General features: G+C 69.2%; 22 protein-coding genes. 10 read left to right on the top strand and 12 right to left on the bottom strand.

The annotated features are described in order from the left end of the window. Positions 1–642 precede the first annotated feature (642 nt). Positions 643–1,467, bottom strand: a complete 825-nt coding sequence (locus tag QHF89_RS38975; protein WP_284721497.1) for an SDR family NAD(P)-dependent oxidoreductase — start codon at positions 1,465–1,467, stop codon at positions 643–645. A 385-nt stretch (positions 1,468–1,852) separates the two neighbouring features. Here QHF89_RS38975 and QHF89_RS38970 point away from each other — a divergent pair, with 385 nt between their 5' ends. Beyond that, entirely contained in the window at positions 1,853–2,851 is a 999-nt protein-coding gene (locus QHF89_RS38970) for a Kelch repeat-containing protein (RefSeq protein WP_284721496.1), read from the top strand. 4 nt (positions 2,852–2,855) lie between these two features. Here the strand turns inward: QHF89_RS38970 and QHF89_RS38965 are convergent, their stop codons facing one another. From QHF89_RS38965 to QHF89_RS38950, 4 genes are read right to left on the bottom strand one after another with little or no spacing between them, the layout of a single operon-like run. Continuing rightward, positions 2,856–3,707 carry a DUF6891 domain-containing protein gene (locus QHF89_RS38965; RefSeq protein WP_136968390.1) on the bottom strand — a complete coding sequence of 284 codons (852 nt, stop codon included), beginning with the start codon at positions 3,705–3,707 and terminating at the stop codon, positions 2,856–2,858. A gap of 38 nt (positions 3,708–3,745) precedes the next feature. Next, positions 3,746–4,534 (bottom strand): inositol monophosphatase family protein, encoded by a 789-nt coding sequence (locus tag QHF89_RS38960; RefSeq protein WP_136968391.1) that lies wholly within the window; start codon positions 4,532–4,534, stop codon positions 3,746–3,748. A gap of 38 nt (positions 4,535–4,572) precedes the next feature. Then, positions 4,573–6,021: an NAD(P)(+) transhydrogenase (Re/Si-specific) subunit beta gene (locus QHF89_RS38955; RefSeq protein WP_136933289.1), complete on the bottom strand. Its 1,449-nt coding sequence runs from the start codon at positions 6,019–6,021 to the stop codon at positions 4,573–4,575. Positions 6,022–6,028: 7 nt separating this feature from the next. Beyond that, positions 6,029–7,702 carry a Re/Si-specific NAD(P)(+) transhydrogenase subunit alpha gene (locus tag QHF89_RS38950; RefSeq protein ID WP_284721495.1) on the bottom strand — a complete coding sequence of 558 codons (1,674 nt, stop codon included), beginning with the start codon at positions 7,700–7,702 and terminating at the stop codon, positions 6,029–6,031. Positions 7,703–7,751: 49 nt separating this feature from the next. Here QHF89_RS38950 and QHF89_RS38945 point away from each other — a divergent pair, with 49 nt between their 5' ends. Both QHF89_RS38945 and QHF89_RS38940 read left to right on the top strand, forming a co-directional pair. After that, a complete protein-coding gene (locus QHF89_RS38945) occupies positions 7,752–8,405 on the top strand; it encodes a polyamine aminopropyltransferase (protein ID WP_136968392.1) in 654 nt (217 codons plus the stop codon). A gap of 209 nt (positions 8,406–8,614) precedes the next feature. Next, entirely contained in the window at positions 8,615–9,919 is a 1,305-nt protein-coding gene (locus tag QHF89_RS38940; RefSeq protein WP_136968393.1) for a hypothetical protein, read from the top strand. A gap of 2 nt (positions 9,920–9,921) precedes the next feature. On the opposite strand, the gene QHF89_RS38935 is transcribed toward QHF89_RS38940, so the two are convergent. After that, complete coding sequence (locus QHF89_RS38935; RefSeq protein WP_284721494.1) at positions 9,922–10,596, bottom strand: DUF4230 domain-containing protein; 675 nt, start codon at positions 10,594–10,596, stop codon at positions 9,922–9,924. A 357-nt stretch (positions 10,597–10,953) separates the two neighbouring features. Here QHF89_RS38935 and QHF89_RS38930 point away from each other — a divergent pair, with 357 nt between their 5' ends. Genes QHF89_RS38930 through lnt form a run of 3 tightly spaced genes read left to right on the top strand, consistent with a single transcriptional unit; the run spans position 10,954 to position 14,607 of the window. Continuing rightward, positions 10,954–12,060 carry an SGNH/GDSL hydrolase family protein gene (locus QHF89_RS38930; RefSeq protein ID WP_232379884.1) on the top strand — a complete coding sequence of 369 codons (1,107 nt, stop codon included), beginning with the start codon at positions 10,954–10,956 and terminating at the stop codon, positions 12,058–12,060. A 7-nt stretch (positions 12,061–12,067) separates the two neighbouring features. Then, the gene (locus QHF89_RS38925; protein ID WP_136968395.1) at positions 12,068–12,877 is read left to right on the top strand and encodes a hypothetical protein; all 810 of its coding nucleotides are present in this window, start codon (positions 12,068–12,070) and stop codon (positions 12,875–12,877) included. Beyond that, complete coding sequence (gene lnt, locus QHF89_RS38920; RefSeq protein WP_136968396.1) at positions 12,874–14,607, top strand: apolipoprotein N-acyltransferase; 1,734 nt, start codon at positions 12,874–12,876, stop codon at positions 14,605–14,607. Before QHF89_RS38925 ends, lnt begins: the two co-directional genes overlap by 4 nt. On the opposite strand, the gene QHF89_RS38915 is transcribed toward lnt, so the two are convergent. The 3 genes from QHF89_RS38915 to QHF89_RS38905 are packed head-to-tail and all read right to left on the bottom strand — an operon-like array spanning position 14,513 to position 17,058. After that, positions 14,513–14,902 (bottom strand): hypothetical protein, encoded by a 390-nt coding sequence (locus tag QHF89_RS38915; protein WP_136933294.1) that lies wholly within the window; start codon positions 14,900–14,902, stop codon positions 14,513–14,515. The two genes, lnt and QHF89_RS38915, sit on opposite strands and share 95 nt — an antisense overlap. A gap of 29 nt (positions 14,903–14,931) precedes the next feature. Then, positions 14,932–15,828: a hypothetical protein gene (locus QHF89_RS38910; RefSeq protein WP_136968397.1), complete on the bottom strand. Its 897-nt coding sequence runs from the start codon at positions 15,826–15,828 to the stop codon at positions 14,932–14,934. A 21-nt stretch (positions 15,829–15,849) separates the two neighbouring features. Further along, positions 15,850–17,058, bottom strand: a complete 1,209-nt coding sequence (locus QHF89_RS38905; protein WP_136968398.1) for an MFS transporter — start codon at positions 17,056–17,058, stop codon at positions 15,850–15,852. A gap of 232 nt (positions 17,059–17,290) precedes the next feature. On the opposite strand from QHF89_RS38905, the gene QHF89_RS38900 reads away from it, so the two are divergent. Then, positions 17,291–20,551: a UvrD-helicase domain-containing protein gene (locus tag QHF89_RS38900; RefSeq protein WP_136968399.1), complete on the top strand. Its 3,261-nt coding sequence runs from the start codon at positions 17,291–17,293 to the stop codon at positions 20,549–20,551. Positions 20,552–20,594: 43 nt separating this feature from the next. Here the strand turns inward: QHF89_RS38900 and QHF89_RS38895 are convergent, their stop codons facing one another. Then, a complete protein-coding gene (locus QHF89_RS38895) occupies positions 20,595–21,119 on the bottom strand; it encodes a hypothetical protein (RefSeq protein ID WP_136968400.1) in 525 nt (174 codons plus the stop codon). A 539-nt stretch (positions 21,120–21,658) separates the two neighbouring features. On the opposite strand from QHF89_RS38895, the gene QHF89_RS38890 reads away from it, so the two are divergent. Next, a complete protein-coding gene (locus QHF89_RS38890; RefSeq protein ID WP_136968401.1) occupies positions 21,659–22,240 on the top strand; it encodes a phytochelatin synthase family protein in 582 nt (193 codons plus the stop codon). Positions 22,241–22,295: 55 nt separating this feature from the next. Here the strand turns inward: QHF89_RS38890 and QHF89_RS38885 are convergent, their stop codons facing one another. Next, positions 22,296–22,859 (bottom strand): hypothetical protein, encoded by a 564-nt coding sequence (locus QHF89_RS38885; protein WP_136968402.1) that lies wholly within the window; start codon positions 22,857–22,859, stop codon positions 22,296–22,298. A 384-nt stretch (positions 22,860–23,243) separates the two neighbouring features. On the opposite strand from QHF89_RS38885, the gene QHF89_RS38880 reads away from it, so the two are divergent. Next, positions 23,244–24,104 (top strand): metallophosphoesterase family protein, encoded by an 861-nt coding sequence (locus tag QHF89_RS38880; protein ID WP_136968403.1) that lies wholly within the window; start codon positions 23,244–23,246, stop codon positions 24,102–24,104. A 169-nt stretch (positions 24,105–24,273) separates the two neighbouring features. Beyond that, positions 24,274–25,035 carry a lysophospholipid acyltransferase family protein gene (locus QHF89_RS38875; protein ID WP_136968404.1) on the top strand — a complete coding sequence of 254 codons (762 nt, stop codon included), beginning with the start codon at positions 24,274–24,276 and terminating at the stop codon, positions 25,033–25,035. A gap of 428 nt (positions 25,036–25,463) precedes the next feature. Here the strand turns inward: QHF89_RS38875 and QHF89_RS38870 are convergent. Then, a partial coding sequence (locus QHF89_RS38870; RefSeq protein ID WP_284721493.1) for a WD40 repeat domain-containing protein occupies positions 25,464–26,391 on the bottom strand: 928 nt, incomplete at its 5' end.

Below are 26,391 nucleotides of genomic sequence, written 5' to 3'. Positions count from 1 at the left end.
GTGCCGTCCCGCCGAGGCGGGCAAATGCCCCCGCGAGAGGCTCGGGGGGTTTTCTTTTCGTGCTCGGAGCCTATTTTCTTCGTGAGGGAGCCGATGAACGGGGCCGAGCCCCACATTCGACCGGCGCTTCCTCCCTGCTCGCCTCGAACGACAGCCGTTCGGACCCAAGGTTCCCGAACGTGCACGATCGATCCGCAGGGGCGGCCCCGCGCGGACGGATCCCGCTCCCGCCCGCGGCTGAGCATGGGTCTCATCTCGGGGCCGCCTCGCTGGGGCGTTGCCCCAGGCCCCACCCGGGGCTATCCGCCCCGGGACCCGGACCAGCGCCCGCGCTGGACCGAGGGTCGATGAACTGCGCATCGCGCAGTACATCGAACGGGCCGAGTCAAGACCACGAGCGACCCCGCCAGCCAAGACGGCAGCGCTGACGGTTCAGCCGGCAACGTGGTCCCAACGGCCTGTGGGAAGAACTGCGCATCGCGCAGTTCTTCCCCAAAGGGTCCAGGGCTGGCCCTGGTTCGGGTCGAGGGGCGAAGAGCCCCCGCGGGGCCCGGGGCAGCGCCCCGGCGCGGCGGCTTGCGATGAGACCCATGCTCAGCGCCCGCGGCCGGGGGGACGAAAAGGGCTGGCTCGGATCGGAGGTCAGCGCGCCGCGAGGACGGGCGCGAGCAGGGGCTCTGTGGCGCGGCGGAGGGCTCCGCGGGCGCGGTCGTCGTAGGCCTGCGCGTTGGCGCGCGCGGGCCGTTCGACGTCGAAGTATTCGCCGGTGAGCTGCTCGTCGAGTGAACGCTCGAGGACGACCCGGATCGCGCGGGCCCCGTCCTCCGGCTTGCCCCAGGACTGGCCGAACGTCTCGCGCACGATCTTCGTGTCCAGCATCGCCCCGGGGTGCACCGCGTTGATCGCGAGGTCGGGGTATTTTTGCGCGAGATCGAAGGTCCACAGGATGAGCGCGAGCTTGCTCCTTCGATAGGCGCGCAGCCCCTCGTACCCTCTTGTGCTCATGAGATCCTCGAAATCGAGCGTCTCCTGCCCCGAGACGGTCACGTTGAGGATGGCCTTCGGCGGGCGCTGGCAAAGCGAGAGCCAAAGCTCGGTGAGCGCTACGGGCCCGAGGTAGTTCACGGCGAAACGTTTCTCGTACCCGTCCTCGGTCTCCTCCCGCGCGTCGCCCTTCTTGCCCGGCCCCACGCCCGCGTTGTTTACGATGACGTCGAGCGCGGGCAGCTCCGCGGCGAGCGCGCGGACCATCGACGCGACCGAAGCGAGCGAGCTCAGATCCGCGACGACGTGGCGCGGGCGGGTGCCCGTGACGAGCTCGAATTCGTGCGCCAGTTCGCGCACCTTCTCGGAGGATCGCCCGTGGAGAATCACCTCGTTGCCCCGCTCGAGGAGCAGCTTCGCCGTGGCCCGCCCGATACCATCCGTCGAGCCCGTGACGAGCACCTTCATTCCCCGTGCTGGCATGTCGTCGCTCTCCTCCTCTTTCTCGTACGCCAAAAAAGACAATGCGCTCTTGCGCGGCCCTTGGTCAAGCCAGAGGCACAGTTCGCGACCTCCACACATCACAGCTCTCCCCGTTCTCGTGCACCTTCCTTTCTCGCGCCGCGCGATGCCGCGAACGGGCGCGGCTCTTGCCAGGGCGTGCGGAGCGAGAGAAATGCGACACCCACACGCTCGCTCCCTGATCTTTGCTCTCGGAATCGTATTCCTCCATGCTGCTCTGCCTGCGGATGCCGCCTCCGGTTCCGTCGGACTCGCGCCGCCTCAATTGCCCGCGCCTGCACGCTTGCTTCGGCCTCGTATTCGCTCCCCGCGCGATAACGCGGGGCGTTTGTGGAGCGTGGCGTCGATGACGGTGCCGAGGCGCGCGCATACGGCCACCACGCTCCCCGACGGCCGCGTCCTCGTCGTCGGCGGCCTCGACGGAGATTCGTACCTCGCCACCGCCGAGGTGTACGATCCCGTCGCAGCGCAATTCGTTCCGGTTGGAACCTTGTCGGAAGCGCGGGCGCATCACATTGCGATCCGTCTGGCCGACGGCCGCGTACTCGTCGCCGGCGGCGAGGGGGCGCCGGGGGCACCACTCGACAGCGCGGAGGTCTTTGATCCGGCATCGAATGCGTGGAAGCGTGTCGGCTCGATGCGGGCGCCGCGGATCGACCACGCTGCGGCCCTGCTCTCGGACGGCCGCGTGCTCGTCGCCGGGGGCTACGACGGCGCGCGGATGCTCGCGCTCGTCGACGTGTTCGATCCAAAGGACGGCGTATTCCATCCCGCGGCGCCGATGTCCGCGCCGCGCTCCGAGTTCACCGCGACCGCGCTCCCCGACGGAAACATCCTCGTGGCAGCAGGCGTCGGCGGTTCGGTCCGGCTCGCGACGGCCGAGATCTACGAGGCCCGGCTCGATCGGTGGCGACAAACGGGCCCCTTGCAGGCGCGGCGCGGCGGGCACGTCGCGGCGCTGCTCGCGGACGGCGGGGTCCTCGTCGCGGGCGGGATCGTCGGCATTCACGCGGTGGCGACGGCCGAGCGGTGGAGCCCGGCCACGAATGCGTGGACGAGCGCGGCGCCGATGCGCGAAACGCGCTTCGGGAACGTGGCGCTCGGGCTGCCCGACGGCCGCGTCCTCGTCGCCGGCGGCGAGAATGACAACGGAAGCACGCTCGCCTCGGTCGAGATCTACGATCCCTCGGCGAACACGTGGCTCCTCGCGCCCGCGCTGGGCAGCCCGCGCGCCGTGATGGCGGCGGCGCTGCTCGACGACGGATCGGTCCTCTTCACGGGGGGATGGGCGCCGCCGGAGGCGTGGGCGAGCTGCGAGGTTCACCTCCCCAAGCCGGCGGAATGATCGTTCAGGAAAAACCGTCGGCGCGGAGCTCGGCGACGATCCCGTCGAGCTCTGCGCGGGGGTCGCGGCAGGCGCGCTTGCGCTCGACGATGTCGCCGTCGCTGTCCTTGATGCGGATGCGGAGGGCGTTGAATTCGGTCCAGGCCGACCATTCGCGGCCGTCTCCGTGGCGCAGCGTGACCGCGGGCGGAGGTTCGGCGGGCGGAGCGGGCGCGCCGTCGAGAGCCTCGGCCTCGGCGGGGCTGCGTTCGGGGCGGGGGAGGACCGTTCCGCGCGTGCCGAGCGGAATCGGCGGCCGCGCCGAGGCGCGCCGCTTTCGCCATTCGAACGGCTCGATCTCGATCCGCGTGTCGGAGCTCCCGTTCCACGTCCAGGGGACGCCGAACCGATCGAGCGCGTCACAGATCTCGCGGCCCACGGCCTCGATCGCAGCGGACCCTTCCTCGTGCGCTCCATATGCGAGCATGAGCCCGCCACCCTCGACGCCGCGCTCGGTGTCCTGCTGGTGGTAAAACACGTAGCCGCGCGCGCGGCTCTCGGACATCGCGCCCCAGGCCTCGCCGTGTCCGCAGGAGCTACAGCAAGTGAAGTTCTGCGCGGTGAAGACCCCGCGCTTCGTGAGGTCCTCGAAGGCCGCGTCGATGCGGTCGTTCGTGCTCACGTCCTTCCACCCGCGCTCCTCGGCCTCGGCCCGGCTCCATAACTTCGCCGCGTAGCCGCGCACCTTCGGGGCGACCTCGTCGTACTTCGGATCACGGCACATCGCCTGCACCGAATCGAAAAGCTCCTTCTTCGTGGTCCCCGCGCGTACGAGCGTTCTCACGTGGTCGAAGATCCAGCCAGCGTCGTCCGACATGCGCGCGATCGTATCCGCGTGTCGTGGATTCTGGAAGATCAGGCGAGCGCGGCGAGGACGCGCTCGTGCAGTATGCCATTCGAGGCCACGCAATGGCCCGAGGCGACGGTCGGACGGCCCTCGAAATCGGTGAACCGCCCGCCCGCCTCCTCGACGAGGACGGCGAGCGCGGCGATGTCCCATATCTGCACGCCCGCCTCGATCCACGCCTCGGCGCGGCCCGTGAGCACGAGCGCGCAGCCGGCCAGATCCCCGTAACAACGTGCCTGCGCCGCGGACAGCGCGAGGCGCGTCACGCGCTCGCCGAGGGGCGGGGCGAGCAAGCAGCGGGGCTCGCCGAGGGAGAGCGTCGCGTCCGCGAGGTCCGTGATGCCCGAGACGGCGAGGCGCTCGGGCGGCTCCTCGCCCACGCGACGGAACGCGCCGAGGCCCCGGGCCGCCCAGTACGTCTCGCCGAGCGCGGGCAGGGCCATCGCGCCCGCCACGACCACGCCGCGATGTTCGAGGGCCACGAGCGGCCCCCAGAACGAGCCGCCGCGCGTAAAACCCCGCGTGCCGTCGAGCGGATCGACGATCCAGCGCGCCTCGGCGTCCGCGCCTTCGTGCGCGCCCGTCTCCTCGCCGAGCAGGGCGTGATCGGGGAAGCGCGCGCGGATGACGCCGAAGATGGCCGCCTCGGCGTCACGATCCGCGGCCGTGACGAGCGTTCGATCGGGCTTCGTCTCCACCCGGACGCCGCGCCGGAAGTGCACGAGGCTCGCGGCGGTCGCGGCCTCCACCGCGGCCCGCGCTGTCGCGGCTGCTTCTTGGAGATCGATCTCGCGCATGAGAGACGACGTGGTGTTCGTGAATCGCGCGGCCTGGATCAGGCCGCTTGTTGTTCGGCGCGGGCGGAGACCGCGTGGAGCAGCTTCTGCACGCTCGCCTTCGCGTCGCCGAAGAGCATGAGCGTGTTGTCGAGGTAGCAGAGCGGGTTGTCGACGCCCGCGTAGCCCGCGGCCATGCCGCGCTTCAGCATGATCACGCGCCCGGCCTTCCACACTTCGAGCACGGGCATGCCGTAGATCGGGCTCCCGGGATCATCGAGCGCGCTCGGGTTCACGATGTCGTTCGCGCCGATGACGACGACGACGTCGGTCTCCTCGAAGTCCTCGTTGATCTCCTCCATCTCCTTCACGGCCTCGTACGAGACGTTCGCCTCGGCGAGCAGCACGTTCATGTGCCCGGGCAGGCGGCCCGCGACGGGGTGGATCGCGTATCGCGCCTTCGTCCCGCGTCGCTCGAGCAGCGTCGTGATCTCCTTGACCGCGTGTTGCGCCTGCGCGACGGCCATGCCGTAGCCGGGCACCACGATCACGTTTTTCGCCCCGAGCAGCAGATCGGCCGCGCCGTCGATGTTCGTCTCGTTCACCTTCTTCGCCGGCTCGCCCTTCTTCGCCGCTGGCACCACGCCGCCCTGATCGCCGAAGCCTGCGAAGACCACGTTCCAGATGGAGCGGTTCATCGCCTTGCACATGATGTAGCTCAGGATCGCGCCCGAACTCCCGACGAGCGCGCCGGTCACGATGAGCAGATCGTTGCCGAGCATGAAGCCCGCCGCGGACGCTGCCCAGCCCGAGTAGCTGTTCAGCAGCGAGACGACGACGGGCATGTCGCCGCCGCCGATCGCGAGCACGAGGTGCGCGCCGAGCACGCTGGCGACGCCCGTGGACGCGAGCAGGTACGGCACGCGCACGGCCTCGCCCCCGCGGAAGGCCGCGACGGCGAGGAAGATACACGCGAAGACCAAGGACGCGTTCAGCGCGTGCCGAGCGGGCAGCACGAGCGGCTTCGATCCGATCGTGCCGCGCAGCTTGAGGAACGCGATGACCGAGCCGGTGAAGGTGATGGCGCCGATGAACACGCCCGCGTGGATCTCCACGTGGTGCGCGACATCCGGCGCCCCGCCGGCGCGCACGCCGTTCATCTCGCTCCCGATGCCCACGAGCGCCGCGGCCGCGCCGACGAAGCTGTGCAGCACCGCCACGAGCTCGGGCATGCTCGTCATCGCGACGCGCGCCGCGAGCACCGCGCCGATCACGGCGCCCACGCCGATCGACGCGGCGAGGAGGCCGAGATCCGAGGGGCCGGCCGCGAGGGCCTTGTTGTCCGGCGCCACCACGGCGCCGAGCGTGACGGCGACCGCGAGGAGCATGCCGAGCGTGCCGAGGAGGTTGCCGCGACGGGCCGATTGTTGCGCGCTGAGCCCGCGGAGGGACAGCACGAACAAGAGGCTCGCGACGAGGTAAGCGACGTTCACGAGGGTGATTCGCATCGGCCTCTCACTTCCGGAACATACGCAGCATCCGCTGCGTCACGAGGAAACCACCGGCCACGTTGATCGACGCGAGCAAGACCGCGACCGCGCCGAGCAGCGCCGCGACGGGCGCGCCGCCTCCGCCGCCGTTCGCCGCGAGCAGCATCCCGCCGATCACGATGATGCCGCTGATCGCGTTGGTGACGCTCATCAGCGGCGTGTGGAGCGCGGGCGTCACGTTCCAGACGAGGTGCCAGCCGACGACACACGCGAGCAGGAAAACCGTCAGGTGTTGCACGAGCTCCTGGCTGCCGAAGAGGCCCACGGGCGTGAGGAACGCGAGCGCGAGGGCCGTGCCGATCCGCCCGGGCCACGGGCTCTCGGGCACCTCCGGCTTCGGCGCATGCGCGGGCGGCTTCGGCGCGGGCGCGGGCGCGCCGCCTCGGATCTCGGGGCGCGGCGGCGGCCACTTCAGCTCGCCGTCGAGCAAGACCAGCATCCCGCGCTGGATCTCGTCGTCGAGCGAGAGCTCCCACGTCTTCTTTTTGCCCATGATCTCGTCGATCAGGTTCACGATCGTCATGGCGTAGAGCTCGCTCGCCTGGAGCGCCATCCGGCTCGTGAGATCCGTGTGCCCCACGATCGTCACGCCGTACCGCTCCACCGTGCGATCCCGCTCGGTGAGCGCGCAGTTGCCGCCTTGCTCGGCCGCGAGGTCCACGATCACCGAGCCGCGGTGCATGCCCACGACCGCGCCCGACGTGATGAGCTCGGGCGCTTTTTTCCCGGGGATCAGCGCGGTCGTGATGACGATGTCGCTCGTCCGGCAGTGCTCCGCGATGAGCTGCTGCTCGGCCGCGAGGTACGCGTCGCTCACCTCCTTCGCGTAGCCGCCTTGGCCTTCGCCCGTCTCGCCCTGGAACTCGAACGGGACGAAATCCGCGCCCATGCTCGTGACCTGCTCGCGCACGACGGGGCGCGTGTCGAAGGCCTTCACCATCGCTCCCAAGGCGCGCGCGGCGCCGATCGCCGCGAGCCCCGCGACGCCCGCGCCGATGATGAAGACCTGCGCGGGCTTGATGCGCCCCGCGGCCGTCACCTGCCCGCCGAGCAGCCGCCCGTAGTGCGACGCCGCCTCGATCACGGCCCGGTAGCCGTTCACGTTCGCCGTCGCGGAGAGCGCGTCGAGCTTCTGCGCGCGCGTGATGCGCGGGACCGCGTCCATCGCGAGCACCGTCGCCTTGCGTTTGGCGAGACGCTCGACGAGCTCCTTGTTCTGCGCGGGCCAGAGGAACGAGATGAGCTTTTGCCCGGCGCGGAGCTGATCCGCCTCGTGCTCGCCCGTCTCCGGGTGCGCGCCCGGTGGCCGGACCTTCGTGATCACGTCCGCCTCGCGGATCACGTCGGCCGCCTTGGGCACGATCTGCGCGCCCGCCTCGGCGTACGCTGCGTCCTCGAACCCTGCGGATGCGCCGGCCCCGCTCTCGACGATCACGGCGAGGCCCATCTTCACGAGCCGCCCGACGGACGCCGGCGTCGCTGCCACGCGCCGCTCGCGTGGCTCGATCTCCTTCAGCACGCCGATGGACACCTTCGGCTCGCCTCCGGCGTCCTTCGCCGAACTCCCTGGCTTCTGCCCCCCGCTCGCCGGCTCTGCGGGAGGCGCCGCGTTCGCGCTCGCCTTCACTTCTTCGACCATTGCGGCGCGCAGTGTACGAGAAATCGTCCGCGCGGGGTAAACTCCGGGGGTGGTTGCTGTCGTTCGTGTCCTCGAAGAGGCCGGTCAGACGCTCGTGCTCCGTGATCTCGGCACGCATCACGAGCTTCTGCTCGGCCAAACTCCCATCCTTTCCAGCAAAGCCTTGGAAACCGAACGTACGTTCGGCGCCCTCGCCGGGGTCGTACGGAACGACCGTTCACCCGCGTCGATCCTGATCGGCGGGCTCGGGTTCGGCGCGACGCTCGCCGCGGCGCTCGCGGCCGTGGGCCCCGAGACGCGCGTCATCGTGGTGGAGAAACTGCGCGCCGTGGCGGAGATCGTGCGCGGCGAGCTTGCGCACGTGGCCCCGGGCGTGCTCGACGATCCGCGTGTCGAGCTCGTGCACGCCGACGTCGCCGAGGAGATCGGCCGTCGTTCGAACCTCGACGCCATCCTGCTCGACGTTGACAACGGCCCAGGCTGGGCGTCGTTCCGAACGAACGCGCGCCTCTACACGCAGGCGGGCTTGCGCCTCGCGTTTGACGCGCTCCGGCCCGGCGGCGCCTACGCCGTGTGGAGCGGGTATCCCGCCGACACCTTCCTCGCCGAGCTACGCAAGGCCGGCTTCGCGCCCTCGATCATGCCGCTCCACGAGCGCGGCGTCGTGCGCGCGCGGGCGTACGTGGGGAAGCGACCGGGTTGACGGAGGGTGGGGGGAGCCGCGCGCCGCGTGCTGCCAGGCATGGAGAGGCGCTGGCCGGCCGTTCGTCAATGTCACGTCGGGATTGGGATGGGGCAGAGCACGAACCGTAGGGCAACGCTCGACAGCCACGCCGCGGACCGTTATCCAATGAACTTGGGTGCCAGGACACCAGAGCTTTCTTGGAGGCTTGTATGCAGCATTCTTTTCCCGTGATTCCCTCGACTCTTGGCGCGCTCGCGATAGCGGGCGCCGTGACGCTGGTGCCGTCCGCGGCGCTGGGCAGCGACGGCGCGCACGGCATGTCGGTGGGCCTTACGCTGTCGTATTCGATAGGCGCGCGAGCTGCGTTCGGCATTGGTGGCGACCTGCGGTACACGTACTACCAGGACGCACCGGATGGATTTCCGCACGACGCGCACGTCGGGCTCGGTGCTTTTTTTCAAGGCACGTATTTGCTCGGCGGCGCGGGTCGCTTCGCGTTCGGCGCGCATGCGAACCTGCTCAGCCAGGTGGTCCTGGACCTCGACACGGAGTTCGGCGCCACCATCCGCACGAAGTCGACGGAGGGCAAGGAGCCGGGCGGCGTCGGGATCCACCTCGGCATCGTACCGCTCTTCAACCCCCTCGTTCTGGAGACGGGCCCCTCGTTCCGAGGAAGCATCGCCGTCACGCAGGGGATGCAGAGCGAGTTCATCGTCGGAGGCGACATCCGGGGGCCTGGGCCCTGCTTTTTCGTCCAATGCTTCCAGGTGGTCTCGGGCCGCCCGCTGCGCCCGGAGCCGAACGCGGAGGCGACCCTCGCGCCGCTGCTCGTCGGGCCGCGCGATCCCACGCGGCCGAGGACGAAGGGGCGCGCCCTCTCGCGCGGCGCGCGGGAGCGGCTGCTCTCCCACTGGGCGCGCACGGTGAGCGCGGAATGCGCGTCGGTCCCGGCGTTTCTCGCCCTCGCCCGTGATCTCTCGCGCGCGGGCGCGCCGGCCGCCCTGATCTCGCGGGCGCTCGTCTCCGCGAAGGAGGAGGCGACGCACACCGCGCTTTGCTCGGTGCTCGCGAACGAATGGTCGTCGGCGCGCCTCTCGCCGTTGCTCCCGCCTACGCCCCAGAACACCGATCGAGACCTCTCCTCCCTCCTCCGCAGGCTCGCCCTCGACTCGTTTTGGGACGGCTGCGTCGGCGAGGGCGCGGCGGCGGCCGAGGCACGGCGCGCGCTGCGCGACACGACGGACGAGCCCGCGCGCGAGGCGCTCTCCGTGATCGCCCGCGACGAGCAGGGCCACGCGGATCTCTCGGAGCGAATCGTCGCGTTTTGTCTTTCCGCCGGAGGCAAGCCGGTCCGGGATGCGCTGATGGAGAGCGTGGAGCGACGGCGATCGTTCGAGGAGGCGCGCCTTTCCGCGCACGCCGAGGTCGGTGCGGAGGACGCCGAGGCGCGCGCGTTCGGGGGGCCCGCCGCCGACGTCGAGCGAATCGCTCGTGAGGAAGCGTTCGAGGCGAGCCTGCGCCTCGTGGCTTGACTTCACCGATCTCCGGATCGGAACCGCACCTCGACCTGCTTCGCGCCGAGCGCCCGCGCCAGCGCCGACACCTGCTTCTCGGCCTGCGCCCGCGCGCGGCCCATCACGTCGGGGCTCCGCGCGGCGGCCTCGATCGCGCGTTGCGCTTGCCTGCGCGCGCTCGCTTCGAGCTGCTCGTTCCGCTTCGCGAGCAGATCCGTCGACCGCGCGAACACGTACGTCCCGTCCTCGTCGAGCGACGCGGAGAGCACCTCCGGCTCGGGCAGATCGATCCGCGCGCTGCCCGTCTTCGGATCAAACGCCACGTCCGTCTCGCGCATCTTGCCGAGATCCACGCCGACGACCGCGCGCCCGACCGCGACGAGCAGGAGCGCGTCTTTCGCCTCGACGAGCCCGAAAAACGCGCTCTGCCGGTCCGTCAGATCGACGACCTTCTCCACGTGCACCTCGGCTGTCTCCAGCCGTGACACCTCGCGGATCGCCGTGAGCAGGGACGGCGTCGGCCGCTCCGTGATCACGTGCTCTGGCGGTGGGAACAGAAGCTTCGGCCCGTACACGACGAGCGCGACGGCGAGCGTCGTGGCCACGAGGTAGGCGAGGAGCCGATACGGGCCGAGGAGCGAGCCCAGGATCTTCTTGAGGGGAGAGGACGAGCGCTCGGACGAGGGATCGGGCACGGCGCGCAGTGTAGCAGCGAAGGGGCGCGGCTCCATTTCGCAATGCGTCGGGAGTTACGCGGTGGTCGCGCGCGAGCCCATGGCAACCTCACGCAATCCATTGCATTTCGAGCGTTGACATTCCTGGCTTTTCGTTCTTGAATGAGCGCCGGCCCGTGGTTTCCCGTGTCCACGCGCCGGCGCTCCTCGGCTTTCTTGTTCGATTCACGAGCGAATCGTTGGGTGACGCCTGCGCGTGTTTCGCGCGGGGTTCGTCTCCTTTTCGAGGGTCGCCTCGCCTCTGGCGGCAAGTTCCGCCTGCGGCGCACCGGGAAGGCTCGCCGGCGTCCCCCCGGCGAACAGAAGGAGAGGAATGTCATGCGCACCCTTTGCAATTCTGCGACCGTTCGCCTCGGCCAGGCCGTTCTTTCGCTCGGGATCCTGCTGGGCGGCCGCGAAGCGTTGGCCAATACATTGACGCAGAACAGCTCGTGGACGATCGACCGCGCGGGCACGACGGCAAAATATCGCGTCGTCGCGTACGGCGACTCCATCTTCGCCGGCTACAACGGAAGCCTTTCGAACGTCGACAAGCGCGCCGCCACCTGGGTCCAGGGTGAATATCTCTCGAATAGCTGGAACAGCGACATCGAGGTCATCCGCCGCACGAAGTCGGGCGCGAAGGCCGACGACATCTACAACAACAAGATCGTCAACGAGAAGTCGCACATGCAGGCGGCGAACACGCGCGTCGTCACGTTCGAGATGTGCGGCAACGACTTCTTGCAGGCGCGCGACAGCTTCGCCGACCAGAGCGGCACGTGTAACTACGGCGTCCTCGACACCGCGCTCGCGAACTGTACCAAGTACCAGGAGCTCGCGATGCAGTTCATCAACGCGAACGCGAACGCTGCGACGAAGAAGAAGATGATCATGAACCTCTACTATCCGGGCTACGACGCCGACAACGGCATGTCGAGCTGCACGGAGGCGTCGACGGGGCAGAAGATCAACAAGCAAGACGCCATGTTCCCGCGCCTGGCGCGCAGCAATTACCGCGCATGCAAGTTCGCGGCGCAGTACGGCTTCGACTGCGTCGACGCGTTCGCGGAGTACATGGGCGCCGACTACGATTCCAACGGCGACGGGAAGGTCGACGTCGACGGCCTCCGCTACATCCCGGGCGAAACCGAGGAGGCGTACGTGAAACGTATCACGAGCACACTGCGCGGCACGATCCGGGACGCGAACAGCCATTACGAGAGCGCAGGCACGAGCTTCGACTACATCCTCTCCGACAACACGCACCCCACGTACTCGGGCGCCACCATTTACGTGGGCCTCCTCGGCGGCACGGGCTCCGGCTCGGGCGCACCGGAGTACTCGGGCGCGCAGATCGTGGGCGGCAAGAACCCGATCTGGAACCGGTTCGGCCACGAGCGCGCAGGCTGGGCGCACGCGCTCTTCCATCCGCTCGCCCCCTGATCGATCCATGACGAACCATCGCCCCGCCGAGCGCTCGCGTGGAGCCGTCCGCCGGTCCGTCGACCGGGACGGCGTCGTTCATGTCGAGCTCCGGCGGGGCGGTCTTCCCCTCGGGCCGATCGCCCTCGGCCTCGTCGCGGCAGGGGTCCTCGCGTTTCTGTCGTGGAAATGGACCACAGAGACGCCCGCCGAGGTGGCTTCGGGTGCGACGGCGAAATCCGGACAAACCATCGAGGCCCGCGCGCCTGCGCGACCCCAGGGCGCGCCGACGCTCCGTTTGGCCGCGCGAGCCGCCCCCGCGGCGGACACCACGCCGAAGACCCGCGCGCGAGGCGGCGAGGATCCGGATCCGGAAGCTGAGGATTCCTCGGACGAACCTTCCGCGTCCGACGACCCGGACGCGATTGCCGAGGAGGGCGCCGATCCTGCCGGGGCCGCAGCCAAAGGCAAGACGGGCATTCACGCGTTCCCCGCGCCCGGGACGAAACGGATCAAGCAGGGCCTCGTCGTCCCCGACGATTTTCCGCTGCCGCCCGGCTACGTGCGGCATTACCAGGCGACCGACAAGGGCCAGATGCTCGAAGCCATCTTGCTCTACCACCCCGATTACGAGCTCGTCGACGCGAGCGGCAAGGTGATCCCCCTTCCGACCGATCGTGTCGTCCCGCCGAACATGGCCCCGGAGGGTTTGCCCCTCGCCACCCTGGAGGTCCCGGCGGACGCCTACGCGGACCGCGATGAACAGGGCCCCCCTTCGAATGCCGACCCCGGACAAACCGGCGTCGAGGAAGACAAATCCGCGGACGAAGAGCCATGAGCGCGCGCCCCCTCCCGAAGCGCCTGCGCCGGTTCTGGACCTCGAAGCGCCTCCGGGATCGGCTCCTCGTCCTCGCGCTCGGCGCGTTCGCCTCGGCGTATCTGCTCGGCGTTTGCAGCCGCACGGCGGGCGCGTCGTACCTCGCGTGTTTCGTCACGTTCGTGCCCTGGCTCCTCACGCTCGAACGCGCCGAGCGTTTTCGCGACGCGCTCTTCTCGGGCCTCGGGATGAGCGTATTCTCCGTGGCGCTCGTGTTTCCCTGGTTCCCCGAAACCGCGGCCTCGTACGCGGGCACCTCGCCGAGCCTCGTCTGGCCCCTCTTTTTGCTCCTCGCGCCCGTGCTCGAACCCCAATTCGTGGTGTTTGCCCTCGTGCGCCTCGCCGTGCGCCGCGCCGACAGGCCGCACCCCGCGCTCCGGGCCGCCCTCGCGGCCGCGGCCGCGTACGTCGGCGTCGAGCTCGTGTTTCCCAAGCTCTTCTTCGATACCGTGGGGCTTGGCCTCCACCCAGCCGCGTCGTTGCGCCAGGGGGCCGAGATCGTCGGCGCGCACGGGCTCTCCTTCCTCCTGCTCCTCGTGAACGAGGGCCTCGCGCTCTCGATCGTGCGCCTCGCGCGTGCGCCCAAGGCGCGCGGATTCGACCATCCGACCCTGCCCGCGGCCCTCGGGATCCTCGCCGTCCTCGCCGGCGCGGGGGTTGGCCACGCCCGGCGCGCGGCGCTCGCCGAGACGAACGGCAGCTCTCCGATCGCAGTCGGGATTGTCCAGGCGAACATCACGAATTACGACAAACTTCGCGCCGAGAAGGGCGCCTTCGAGACGGTCCGCACGATCCTCGACGCGCACGTCAAGCTCTCCGACACGATTCGCAGCCAGAAACGACTCGACCTCCTCGTCTGGCCCGAGACCGTCTATCCGACGACGTTCGGCGCGCCGAAGAGCGAAGCAGGCGCGGCCTTCGACGAGGAAATCGGCGCATACGTGGCGAAGACGGGCGTCCCGCTGGTCTTCGGATCGTACGAGAGCAAAGGGGCCGACGAGTTCAACGCGGCGTTTTTTCTGACGAACGACGCGAACGGCAAGGTGCAGCGCGCCTCGTACCGCAAGCACATGCTGTTTCCATTCACCGAGTGGGTCCCGCCGGTGCTCGATTCTCCCTCGCTGCGCAACATGATGCCCTGGGCGGGGCATTGGAAGCGGGGGCCGGGACCGGAGGTCGTGCGGGTGGGTTCGTCCGGGCACGAAGCCCTCACCGCGCTGCCGCTCATCTGTTACGACGTCCTTTTCCCCGGGTTCGTCGCCGAGGCCGCGGCGAAGGGCGCGGATCTCATCGTCACGCTTTCGAACGACTCATGGTTTCCGGACGGGCGTGCCCCGAGGCTTCACCTCGTCTCCGCCGCGTTCCGCAGCATCGAGACACGCCTGCCGCAGGTACGCGCCACGAACTCCGGCATTTCGGCCGTTGTCGCGCCCGACGGCGAAATCCTCGCGCGGACACGCTTCGACGAAGAGGACACGCTCGCCGCCGACGTCCCGCGTGGCACACGTCTCGTGACGCCGATGGTCGCGTTCGGGCACCTGCGCGCGCCTGCGTTGCTTACGCTCGCGGCGCTCCTCCTCGGGCACGCGTGGTGGTTCAGAGCAAGGCCACGTAATCCTCGAGCGCCTCGACCGGAACCCCGTACCGCGCCGCGACGTCCTCGATCCAAGGGCCCCGCCGCCGCGCCATGAGGAATGCCGACACGCGCGCGGCGACGTAAAACGACCCGCTCAGCGGCCCCGCCACGCCGAGCACGCCCGTGACCCACGGGATGTGCCGCCCGATGAGCTCGAGCTGGAGCTGGCGCAGCAGGAAATACCCCACGATGCCGAGCCCGAGCCCGAGGAGGATGCACGGCACGATAACGAGCTTGTTCAGGCGCATGGCCCGCCGCGCGAGCTCCGACGCGGCCGCGGCCTCCGCCTCGGGCCCATGGGGCCTCCCTGGCGAGGCAACGCGGTACGGACCTTCCGTCGTTTCACCCATGGCCCCCGAGGCTATCAGGGGTCGCCGCATCAGGCGAGCAGGTGCACGAGGACGTATACCGGGATCAGCACGAAATACGCGATGTCCGTGAGGATTTCCGCGGCGCGGCGCAGGCCCTTCGCGCGAAGGGGGAGCAGGTACGTCGCGCCGAGCGCGACCACCTCCACGACGATACGCACGAGGCCCGCGTACACGACGAGCGCGCCGAGCACGCCCACCCATCGCATGAGGAAGGCGCCGAGGTACGGGCCGAGGCCGAAGAGGTGATATTGCCCGAAGGGCCCGCCATACATGATGTACTGGTGCAGGCGGAAAAGGACGATCGCCAGGGCGAGCGGGATCAGCCCGTATTTCACCACCAGATAAAGCAAGCTCCTTCGGCCGTGCGTGCGCCGCGCCTCCGCGAAACGAAGGGCGGGGTGATCGAGCGTGGCGCGGGCCGCGGGGAGGTGTTCGCCGAGGGCCGAGAGCAGACGCGCGGGATCACGGAGCACGAGGCGGCGCTGGAACGAGCGATTCGAGCCGAGCACGAGCCGGAGGCCCGAACCGGGCAGCGGCACGCGCCACGGACGGATGGCCTGGATGGAATCGAAGGGAATCTCGAATCGCTCCCGGCGCAGCGTGAGCGCGAGCGTGTGGGCCTCGATCTTGACCTTGCCGCGATGGATTCGGCCGAGGAGCAGCGCGAGGAGGAGGGGGCCGCCGGAGAACAACGTGATGCCGAGCGCGACGGCGAGCGGCGGTGCGGTCCTTGATCCGGTCACGATATCGGTGGCGATGTGCGCGGCGACGTAAAGGACGTTGAGGAGGGCGGCGAGGCGCAGCGCCACCGCGAGCGCCCGCGTGGCCGGTCCATAGGTCTGGACTTTGAATTCACCTCGCCCGGGGGGGCTCGTCTCCGCGGGGGGATCGGGCGCGTCGGCCATGTGCGCACGATAGCACGCGATTCAGGCGATATCTTCCAGCTCGCGACCGCGCGTCTCCGGCATCGTGAGGAGGATCAGGGCGAGGGCGAGCGCTGGGAAGACGACGGTGGAAGACACGGCCTTGCCCCATCCCACGGATTCGGCGGCGTACCCGACGAGGACGGGGGTGACGCATTGGGCGGTCCGGCCGAAGAGGTGGTTCGACCACCCGAAAGCGTCGCTCCGCAGCTCCGTGGGAAAGAGCTCCGTGTTGTAGGCGGCGAGCACGGAGGCCGTCGCGGTGATGCCGCCCATCGCGAACACGAGCGAGAGCAGGACGACCGCCGAGGAGCTGCCGAGATAACAACCGGCCGTGCCCGCCACGACCGAGAGATAAATGAGGACGGCGGCGCCGCGCCGGCCGAGGGTGTCGAGCAGCTTCGCGGAGATGAATGCGAGCGGTAACCCGGCGATGGCGGCGATCGAGATGTAAAGCCCCACGCGCCCCTCCGTGAAGCCACGTTCCCCCATCGCGTGCTCTTTCCAGAACATGATCGCGTTCGTGGTGCACGCGTAGGTGAGCATCCAGATCACCGCGAGCAGCAGCATCCGGTTTCGATGGGGCGGGGACAGGATCTGCGTGAACGGCCTCTTCACGAGGCTCGTGCCCTGGACCTGCTCGGTGAAGCGGCGTGTCTCGCGCAGGGATCGCCTCGCGACGGCGAGCAGGAAGAGCGGCGCCGTCCCGAGCACGTAGATGCCGCGCCAGCCGAGGGGGGAGCTGATCACCGCGGGCGTGATCCCCGCGCAGACGATGGCGCCGACGCCGGTCAGCGCATTGATGACGCCGATGTACAGGCCGCGGCGATCGGCGGGGAACTCCTCGGCGGCGACGACGAGGGAGAGGGCCCACTCCGCGATGAGGAAAAACCGCGCGGCGATCTGCGCGGCGCCGAACGTGAACGGCCCGCGGGCGAGCGCGGTGAGCGCGGTGCAGACGGCGTACCCGAGGATCGTGAAGGCGAGGACGCCGCGCCGCCCGGCGCGGTCGGCGTACCGGACGAGGCCGTAGGAGAGGATCGAGCCGGCGCAGATCGCCCCGACGAGCCACCCCGCGTCGCTCGGCGAGAGGCCCATTTCGGCGCGGATCGCGGGCAGGAGCTGTGTGAGGGCGAACGTGTCGAACCCCTCGAAGAAGCTCGCCACGCCGAGGAACAAGAAGAGGCGGCGGTGGTATCGATCGTCGCTCATCCGGACCTCCTTTCGTGCGTACCAGGGAAGCGCGCCCTTCACAACGGCCCTCGTCCTCGTCCGCTGCGCGCCCACGTCGGGAGCGACCGGTCCGTCCGGGAAACCGCCGCGGCCGCCGGTTCCATGGGGCCAAACCTGGGGTTCCAGGTGCCAAACCATTTCGAACACCCATGGCTTGACGAAGCCGTGGATCTCGACTAAGTGCGGCGTAAGGGGTTCCCGAAGGACAAACATGCGATACCACGCGGACCTCCACGTCCACTCGCGATACTCTCGTGCCACGAGTTCCGATTGTGATCTGTTTCACCTCGCCTGGTGGGCGCGGCGCAAGGGGATCACGGTCGTCGGCACCGGGGATTTCACGCATCCGGCGTGGATGGCGGAGCTCAAGCAGAAGCTCGTGCCGGCTGAACCAGGGCTTTTTCGGCTGCAAAGCGACATCGAGCAGGCCGTCTCGGCGCGGCTCGAAGGCCCTTGCCGAGGGACCGTGCGCTTCATGCTCTCGGTCGAGATCTCGACCATTTACAAGAAAGGCGATCGCGTCCGGAAGGTGCATCACCTCGTCTACGTGCCCGATTTCGAAGCCGCCGAGCGGTTCGTCGCGGCGCTCGCCCGCGTGGGCAACCTGAGCGCCGATGGCCGGCCCATCCTCGGCCTCGACGCGCGGCACCTCCTCGAGATGGTGCTCGCATCGGGCCCGGGCAGTTACCTCGTGCCGGCGCACATCTGGACGCCTTGGTTCTCCGTGCTCGGCTCGAAGGCCGGGTTCGACGCGGTCGAGGAGTGTTACGGGGACCTCGCGCCCCACGTCTTCGCCCTGGAGACCGGTTTGTCCTCGGACCCGGCGATGAACTGGCGGCTCTCCCGGCTCGACCGCTACCGCCTCGTGTCGAGTTCGGACGCGCATTCGCCGCCCAAGCTCGGGCGCGAGACCACGGTCTTCGACGGTCCGATCGATTACTTCTCGCTCCGCCGCGCCCTGGAGACGGGCGAGGGGTTCGTCGGGACGATGGAGTTTTTCCCCGAGGAGGGCAAATACCACCTCGACGGGCACCGGGCGTGCGGCGTGCGCCTCGAACCCTCGGAGACACTCGCGCGCGGCGAGCTTTGTCCGGCCTGCGGGCGGCCCGTCACGGTGGGCGTTTTGAGCCGTGTCGAGACGCTCGCCGATCGCGACGAGGGGTACAGGCCGGAGAACGCCCCCGAATTTCGCAGCGTCGTGCCGCTGCCGGAGGTCCTCGCCGAGCTCTCGTCCGTGGGGCCGTCGAGCCAGGTCGTGGAGCAGAGCTACCGGGGGCTGCTCTCCCGGCTCGGGCCGGAGCTCTTCATTCTGGAGGAGGCGCCGCTCGAAGACATCACGCGGGCGGGCTCGTCGCTCTTGTCGGAGGGGATCGCGCGGATGCGCGCGGGGCGCGTGATTCGCGACGCCGGCTACGACGGCGAATACGGGACGATCCGTCTCTTTTCGCCGGACGAGATCAAGCGCCGCCCCGTGGTCGCGCTGCTCTTCGAGGACGAACCGCGCCCGACGCCGCCTTCGAAAAAGCCGGCGCGCGCCGCCGCCGTCGACAAACCTGGCCGCAAGAAAAAAGGCACGGAAGAGGGGCCCGCGGTGTCGCTCTTCGCGCCGCGGGTCGAGCCCACGACACCGGAGGCCCCTCCCTCGCTCCTCGACGGCCTCGATCCCGATCAACGCGCGGCGGCCGAGGTCGTGCGGGGGCCGCTCCTCGTGGTCGCGGGGCCGGGCACGGGAAAAACCCGCACGCTCACGCATCGGATCGCGCATCTCGTCCAGGATCAGGGCATCTTGCCCGAGCGAATCCTGGCGATCACGTTCACGCGCCGCGCGGCCGACGAGATGCGCGAGCGGCTCGTGGTCCTGCTCGGCGACGTGGGCGCGCGCGTGCCGGCGATGACGTTCCACGCGCTCGGGCTCCTGATCCTGCGTGAATACGGCGACCGCGCGGAGATCGGCATCGCGGTGGAGCGCGAGCGGGTCCAGCTCGTGGCGCAGGCGCTCTCCGTGACCGAACGCAAAGCCACACAACTTTGTGCAGCGATCTCACGGTGGAAGCGGCGCGTGGCGCGCCGGGCCGAGGCCTTGCAACGTCCCCCGGACGAGTATCCCCCGGGCAGCGACCTCGACCGCGCCTGGGCCGCCTACGAGGAGGGGCTCGCGGCGCGGAACCTCGTCGATTTCGACGACCTCGTCACGCTCGCGGTGGAGCTGCTCGAATCCCGCCCCGACGTGCTCGTGGCCTTGCGCGAGCGTTTCGTGCACGTCTCGGTCGACGAATTCCAGGACGTGGACGAACGGCAATACCGCCTCTTGCTCCTCCTCGCGGGCGAGCCGCAGAACGTCTGCGCGATCGGCGATCCGGACCAGGCCATTTATGGGTTCCGCGGCTCGGACGTCTCGTTTTTCTTCCGGTTCCGGGAGGATTATCCCGCGGCGAGCGTGGTGCGCCTCGGCAAGAACTATCGCTCCACACGCACGATCGTCGATGCGGCCCTTGGCGTCATCGCGCCCTCGCCGACGGTCGGCGAGCGTGTGCTCCGCCCGCTCATCGAGGATCGGAGCCGCATCGTGACGCACGAGGCGCGGACCGAGCGCGCCGAGGCCGAGTGGGTCGTGCACGTGATCGAGCGCCTCGTCGGCGGCACCTCGCTCTTCTCGATGGATACGGGGCGCGTCGGGCCTGAGGACGGGGAGGGGACCCACGCGTTTGGCGACGTGGCGATCCTGTACCGGACCGACGCGCAATCCCACGCGCTCGTCGAGGCGTTGCGCCGCTCGGGCATGCCCTTCCAGCGGCGCACGCACGATCGGGTGCTGGAGCGGGCGGCCGCGATGGCCATCGTGCGGTCGTTCGTCGCGTCGCACACGCCGGGCGCGCCGCTCGGCCCTTCGCTCCAGACGGCCGCGGCGCGCGTGCGCGAGGAGATCGCGGCGCCGCAGGGGCCCGAGGATGCGGCCCCGCTCGCGCCTGCGCCCGAGGAGGGCGCGGAGGCGCCGGCGTTCGCGGAGGCCGACGTCGATGCGGCGCTCGTGGTGCTGCTCGCGATTGCAGCGCGATCGGGCGAGGACGCCGAGCGGTTCCGCCTGGAGGTGGCGCTGGAGGTGGAGGTGGACACCTGGGATCCGCGGGCGGATCGGATCTCGCTGCTCACGCTGCACGCCTCGAAGGGCCTCGAATTCCGGGTGGTGCTCGTCGTGGGCTGCGAGGACGGCCTCTTGCCCTTGCGATTCAAAGGCCGCGAGGACGAGGCCGACGTGGCCGAGGAGCGCAGGCTCTTTTACGTGGGGATGACGCGCGCGAGGGAGCGCCTCTTTCTCTCCTACGCGCGTGAACGCGTTCGCCACGGCAAACCCGCGGCGACGGAGGCCTCGCCGTTCCTGCGGGAGATCGAGGAGCGGCTCGTCACGGAGGAGACGGCGGATTTGCCGAAAAAGGGGCCGGATCCGCGGAAGAAGCAGCTCACGCTGTTTTGATGGGGGGAGCGGGGGGCGAACGTCTCGCCCCCCGCCTTGGCATTCAGGGCGAGCGGTCGTCTGCCTTGTCCGCTGCGGCGCGGGCCGCCTCTTCATTCTTGCGCCGGGTGGCTGCGGCCTTGACGCCGACCTGCGCGACGTATTTCAGCAGTTTTTCGAATGCAGCTTCGACGGTGGGGTCCTTCCGGGCCGCGGTGCGCTTGACGGTCTCGGCGAGCTGCGAGAACTCGGCTTCGCGCTGATCCTCGTGATAAGCGATGCTCTCTTCGAGGACCTCGACCAGCTTGCGGGCATCGCCGAGCTGCTCCTCGAGCAGCTTGATGTTCGTGGTGGAGGTCGCGATACGCGCGACGATCTCGAACGAGACGCCGAGCGTCGCGGCGTACTTCGTCAGCGCGCTGGGCAGCTCGATAAGGACGTCCTGGATCCCCTCCTGCGCGTGCTTGAGCATTCGCCCAGCCCCCGGCGCCAGGTCGAAGATGATGTCCTTGGCCGCGGTGGCATCAATGGAAAGTTTCCCTGTAAATTGCGATGCAGGTACGTGCGCCACGATTTCCTCCTGGGTCATGTGTCCCGGATGTGGATGTCGGACCCATTCGCGTAGGTGAACCTTGGCAACAAAAAGGTGGTGAGACGGGACAGGCGAGGGAGCGGCGACCTGCGGGCGGAGGTGGGTGAGCTCCTGGCGGAGGCGGGGGACGTCCTTCCGGGGATGCATGCGCTCCTGCCGGCGGTCGGCGACGTCGTGGCGGAGGTGGCGGATGTCCTGTCGGAGAGGAACGAGCTCCCGGGGGGAGAGGGGTCAGCTCCTCCGGGGGGTGGAGCATCCACAGGCGGAGGGGGGCGACCTCCGTGCGGAGGTGAGGGCTCTCCGGGCAGAGGCCGACGACGTTCTGACGGAGAGGACCGGCCTCCTGCCGGAGGTCGATGCACCTCCGAGAGGAGGTCGAGGGACCTCCTGCCGGAGGTCGAGAGACCTCCTCTTCGACTCGGTCCCATCGGGGTGCGCTCCCCGCGTCCGCGCCTCTTGACGACGACGGCCCCGCTCCGTGATACTCGCGCGCCCTACCCTCGATTTTGTATGCTGGCAGCCGGAGGAGACTGTAAATGATCGAATCGCCGAAGTCGTCGAAGGATCTCGAGCGCATCAGCATGGTCGAGTTCCAGCAGCCCATCCGCTGCTGCAACGTCACGGCGCTGGCCTACGGGCTCACCGTGCTCGGCTTTCCCACGGCGATCGATGACATCTTCTACGCCACGCGGCTGCCGGTCTCGTCGGTGCTCGACGACGGGATGACGCTGGCCGAGACCTACGACACCGCGCTGCGCCTGATGCGGACCAGCAAGCTGCCCGTCTCGGTGCGGGTGGTGCACTTCGACCGGCCCGAGGCGACGCTTTCTTGGTTCAAGAACGAGATGGCCCGCGCCGCCTCCGATCCGCAGGACATCCACCTGCTCAACTTCAACGTCAACATCGCGCACGACACCGCGCTCGGCGGCGGTCACTTCGCGCTCCTGGCCGACTACGACGCGGACACCGGCGAGCTCACCGTGGGCGACGTCAATCCCCGCAAGTACACCCGCTTCTGGAAGTGCCCCGTCGAGCGGATGTACAAAGCCTGCGTCGACAAGGACTCCGCCTCCGACCGCTCCCGCGGCCTCCTGGTGCTGCGGAAAGAGCAGGCGTAGCCTCTCGCCCGCTCTCCCTCCTGGTGCGGATCCCTCGCCGAAGCGCTTGGCCGCGTCATCCCCTCGCGGGCGCGGGGACCGGGGCCGCCTCGGGCGTCGTCGCGCGCTTGTAACGGCGGATCGCCGATTCCCCGATCGCCTGGGTGACGGCCGTCGCGGCGAGCGCTCCCGCAGGCACGGCGAGGGCCGGATTCAACGTCAGCGCGACAGCCACCGGCGCGGCGGCGCCGGCGGCACAAGCCGCCAGCACGGCCACGAGCTCCTTCACACGCTCGGATTGGTCGATGTCCTTCCCGAAGAGCAGCGCGATTTCGAGGACGAGGTAGAGGTGCATCCGGGTAAGGATGGATGCGCCTGCGACGAACCCCAGGCCTTCGTACACGATACCGAACCCAGGGACGGCGGCGGGCGCATGAACGAGGCCGCCCGCGGCAAACGAAATCGCCGAGGTCGATGCAATGAGACGACGCGCCTGCCGCTCCGGCGACTCGTCCGGATACATGCGCCGCACGCGCTCCGCGACCGACCGGATACGGGACTTTCGGAGCCTCAGGATGAAGTAGAACAAATCATCGGTGAACAGGCTTTGCTGATCGGCTGCCTGCTGCTTGCTTGCCATGGTTGCCCCCCTCTGCCGGAACGCCTCGAACGGATTGTGTCTCGACCAAGAGATCCTCGGCGGAGCGCCATTTCCACACACGCCGGCGGCTACGTCTGTCGCAGGGAAGCGGCGAGGTGGCCCCTCGCCTCGAGCGTGATGGACCGCCGAGCTCCTCCTGGTTGCTTCTGTCGCACGCTCGGCCGCCTTGCGAGAGCTGTACCGGTTCGGGTCGGCCGCTCTCTCCTCTTCCGGGGCATGGCAAACCCGAGATTCCTGGAGGCCCAACCGCGCCCGTCTTCGCCATCCCGTCGCGCTCCCGAGCGAATCCCGTGACGGTCTCCTCGCCAGGGTTTTACCCGGGATTCGCAGGTTCGTCGCCGAACGCGTGCATCATGCCCGGGCATGACGTCACGTAGGTTGGCTCATCTCTCCGATTTGCACCTGGGTTCGTCGGCGGCCGGCGCCGAGCGCGCCGCGGCGCTCGTTCGCCGCCTCGCGTCCGACGGCGTCGATCACGTCGTCGTCACGGGGGATCTCACGCACCAGGGGGAGCACGCCGAGGCGCGCCGTTTCCAGGAGGTCTTCGCGCCGCTCCTCCGAAAGGGCCGCGTCACGTTCATCCCGGGCAACCATGATCGCACGGGGCAGGATGCAGGCGGAGAATGGATGCAAGGCCGGCGCGTTCGCGTCGAGGATCGGCCCGGTCTCTACCTCGTCTGTGTGGACTCGACCGCTCCCCACAACCGCTCGTATTTCCAGACGCATGGCGAGCTGTCACGAGGCGTCCTCATGGAAGTGGACGCGGCGCTCGACGACGCCCCCTCGGGCAGCCTGGTCGCGGTGCTCCTCCACCACCACGTCCTGCCGCTGCCCGAGGATAGCCCCCTCGAATGGCTCATCGCTCGCCTCGGATCTCCCGTCATGGCGGAGCTCTCGCTCGGCGCCGAGCTCGTCGAGCGCGTCCGCGGCCGCTCGGACCTCGTGCTCCACGGCCACCGACACACGCCCCGCGCCTTCGACCTGAGCCGCGCGGGCGAGCGCGGGCTCTCCGTCTTCAATGCGGGCAGCTCGACGGAGCTCGGAGGGTACCGCGTCTTCGAGCACGAGAGCGGCCGGCTCTCCGGCCGACCGTCCTTTTGCAGCGTCATCCCCCGAGCCGCGACGCGCTTCGTCGCAGACAACATGCTTCCCGCACTCCAGCACGTCGCGCGGAACCTCTCCACGAGCGATTCCCGCGGCAAGGTCGCCCGCGTAGGGATTTGACCCCCAAGGTGTTTCCATTGCGCAGTCGTTGGCGGCGCCCTTGGTCGACCCGATCGTGAGAACGAAGGTGCCGCTCTCCCGCAGCAGAAGTCGCCTCGAAGCTCCCCAAAATTGCGAACCCATGCCGTTCTTGGTGTTTTTGCCGCCGCATCCGTGAAAGCATCCGCGGATGCGCCGCTTCTGGCAGCTCCTCGCGAGCTGGGTGTGTGGGATCGGGATCGGGATCGTGGGCTCGACGATCACGCTGCTGACCTTGGGCCTTTTTTCACGCACGTTGTCGCCGTGGATCGTGCGGACGTGGGGGAGATCGATGCTCTGGCTGGCGCGGGTCACGGTCTCCGTCGAGGGCGCCGAGAACCTCGACCCCACCACCATGAAGATAGCGACGTTCAACCACGGGTCGCTGCTCGACTCGTTTCTGATTGCGTCGATCATGCCGAGCGGGAGCGTCGCCGCGGTCAAGCGCGAGATGTTCTACTACCCGATCCTCGGCCTCACGATGTACCTCTGCGGCTTCGTTTTTCTCGACAGGCGCAACAGCGCCCGGAGCCGCCGCCAGATGGCCGCCGCTTGCAAGCGCATGGAGCGCGACAAGCTCACGGTCTTCATCTCGCCGGAAGGCACGCGCGCGAAGACCCACGAGCTTCTCCCCTTCAAGAAGGGCGCATTTTTCCTGGCGATCGACAGCGGCGCGCCCATCGTGCCCGTCGTCATCGACGGCGCATTTGATCTGCACCCGCCGAGCCGCTGGACGAGCGATCCGGGCCACGTGCGGATCCGCGTGCTCAAAGCGCGGCCGACGGCAGGGCTCAGCGCCGAGACCATCCCGGCCGAGATCGCGTCGCTCCGGCAGCTCTATGAGGACGAGCTCGCGAAGATGCGCGCCGAGCGGGCCAGCGCTGCGGCAAACGCAACCGTCGCGCTCGCCTGACGGAAGGCGGAAGGCCGTCGGGCTGATTGTCGTTTCGCTGGGGCTTTGCCCCAGGCCCCAGCAGGGGCTATCCGCCCCTGCACCCGGACCAGCCAGGGGCTGGACCCAAGCTCGATGAACTGCGCGGTGCGCAGCTCATCGAACAGGCCCGGTCAAGACCGGCAGCGACATTGCCCACCAAAACAGCCGCGCTGCGGGTTCGGCTGGCACCCCGGCTTCTTCGTCGGCCTGTTTGAAAAACTGCGCGGAGCGCAGTTTTTCAACCCTGGGTCCAGCGCCTCGCTGGTCCGGGGTCGAGGGGGCGGACAGCCCCCCGCGGGGTCCGGGGCAGCGCCCCGGCACGGCGACAAATGCTCGGCGCCCCGATCGCGAAATGGCACGCCCTTGGGCTACGAATCGAGGAAGCTCGGAAGGCCCATGGTACGATTTTATGGCTGCGCCGCTCGGCGGTCGTTCGCCTCGGCGACGCGGCGCTGGCAGCTCGCGAGCTGCTCGACGGCGACGTCCTCGGAGACGCCGAGCAGCTCCTTGCGTAGCTCGATGGGCGGGCAATAACGGGTGGCCGTCCAGAGCGCCGGGTCCTCCAGGCCGGTGAAGCGCTGGAGGCGGGGCCATACGGTGGCCCAGTGCTTCATCTTGCCGGTGGCTGGGTCAATCTCGCTATGCGAGGCGGTGACGATACGTGTGCCGTCGGGGCTCCACGCCGCCGAATGGGCCTCGAACTCGGGGATGCGGAGGATCGCCGGCTCGCCCGTGCCGTCCGCGTTCCACACGCGCACGGTCTTGTCATCCGAGAAGGTGACGATCTGGGCGCCATCTGGGCTGAATGTCCACCCTCCCCTGGCTCCGCCACCCACGGGTGCGCCGTGTCCCTCGAGCCGCAGGGGCTTGCCCGTGCCATCGGCGTTCCAGACCCAGGCGGTCTTGTCCCAGGAAGCGGTGACGATGCGTGTGCCGTCGGGGCTAAACGCCGCCGAAGAGACGCCATCCTGGTGCCCCTCGAGCCGCAGGGGCTCGCCCGTGCCATCGGCGTTCCACACCCGGGCGGTCTTGTCTGCCGAAGCGGTGACGATGCGCGTGCCGTCGGGGCTAAACGCCGCTGAATAGACGCGATCCTGGTGCCCCTCGAGCCGCAGGGGCTCGCCCGTGCCATCGGCGTTCCACACCCGGGCGGTCTTGTCCCAGGAAGCGGTGACGATGCGTGTGCCGTCGGGGCCAAACGCCGCCGAAGAGACGCGATCCTGGTGCCCCTCGAGCCGCAGGGGCTTGCCCGTGCCATCGGCGTTCCAGACCCGGGCGGTCTTGTCCCAGGAAGCGGTGACGATGCGCGTGCCGTCGGGGCTGAACACCGCCGAA

This window comes from Polyangium sorediatum, assembly GCF_029946465.1.
Lineage (GTDB): Bacteria > Myxococcota_A > Polyangia > Polyangiales > Polyangiaceae > Polyangium > Polyangium fumosum.
Note: the sequence above shows the minus strand (reverse complement) of the source record. Positions and strands in the feature narration are given on the sequence as shown.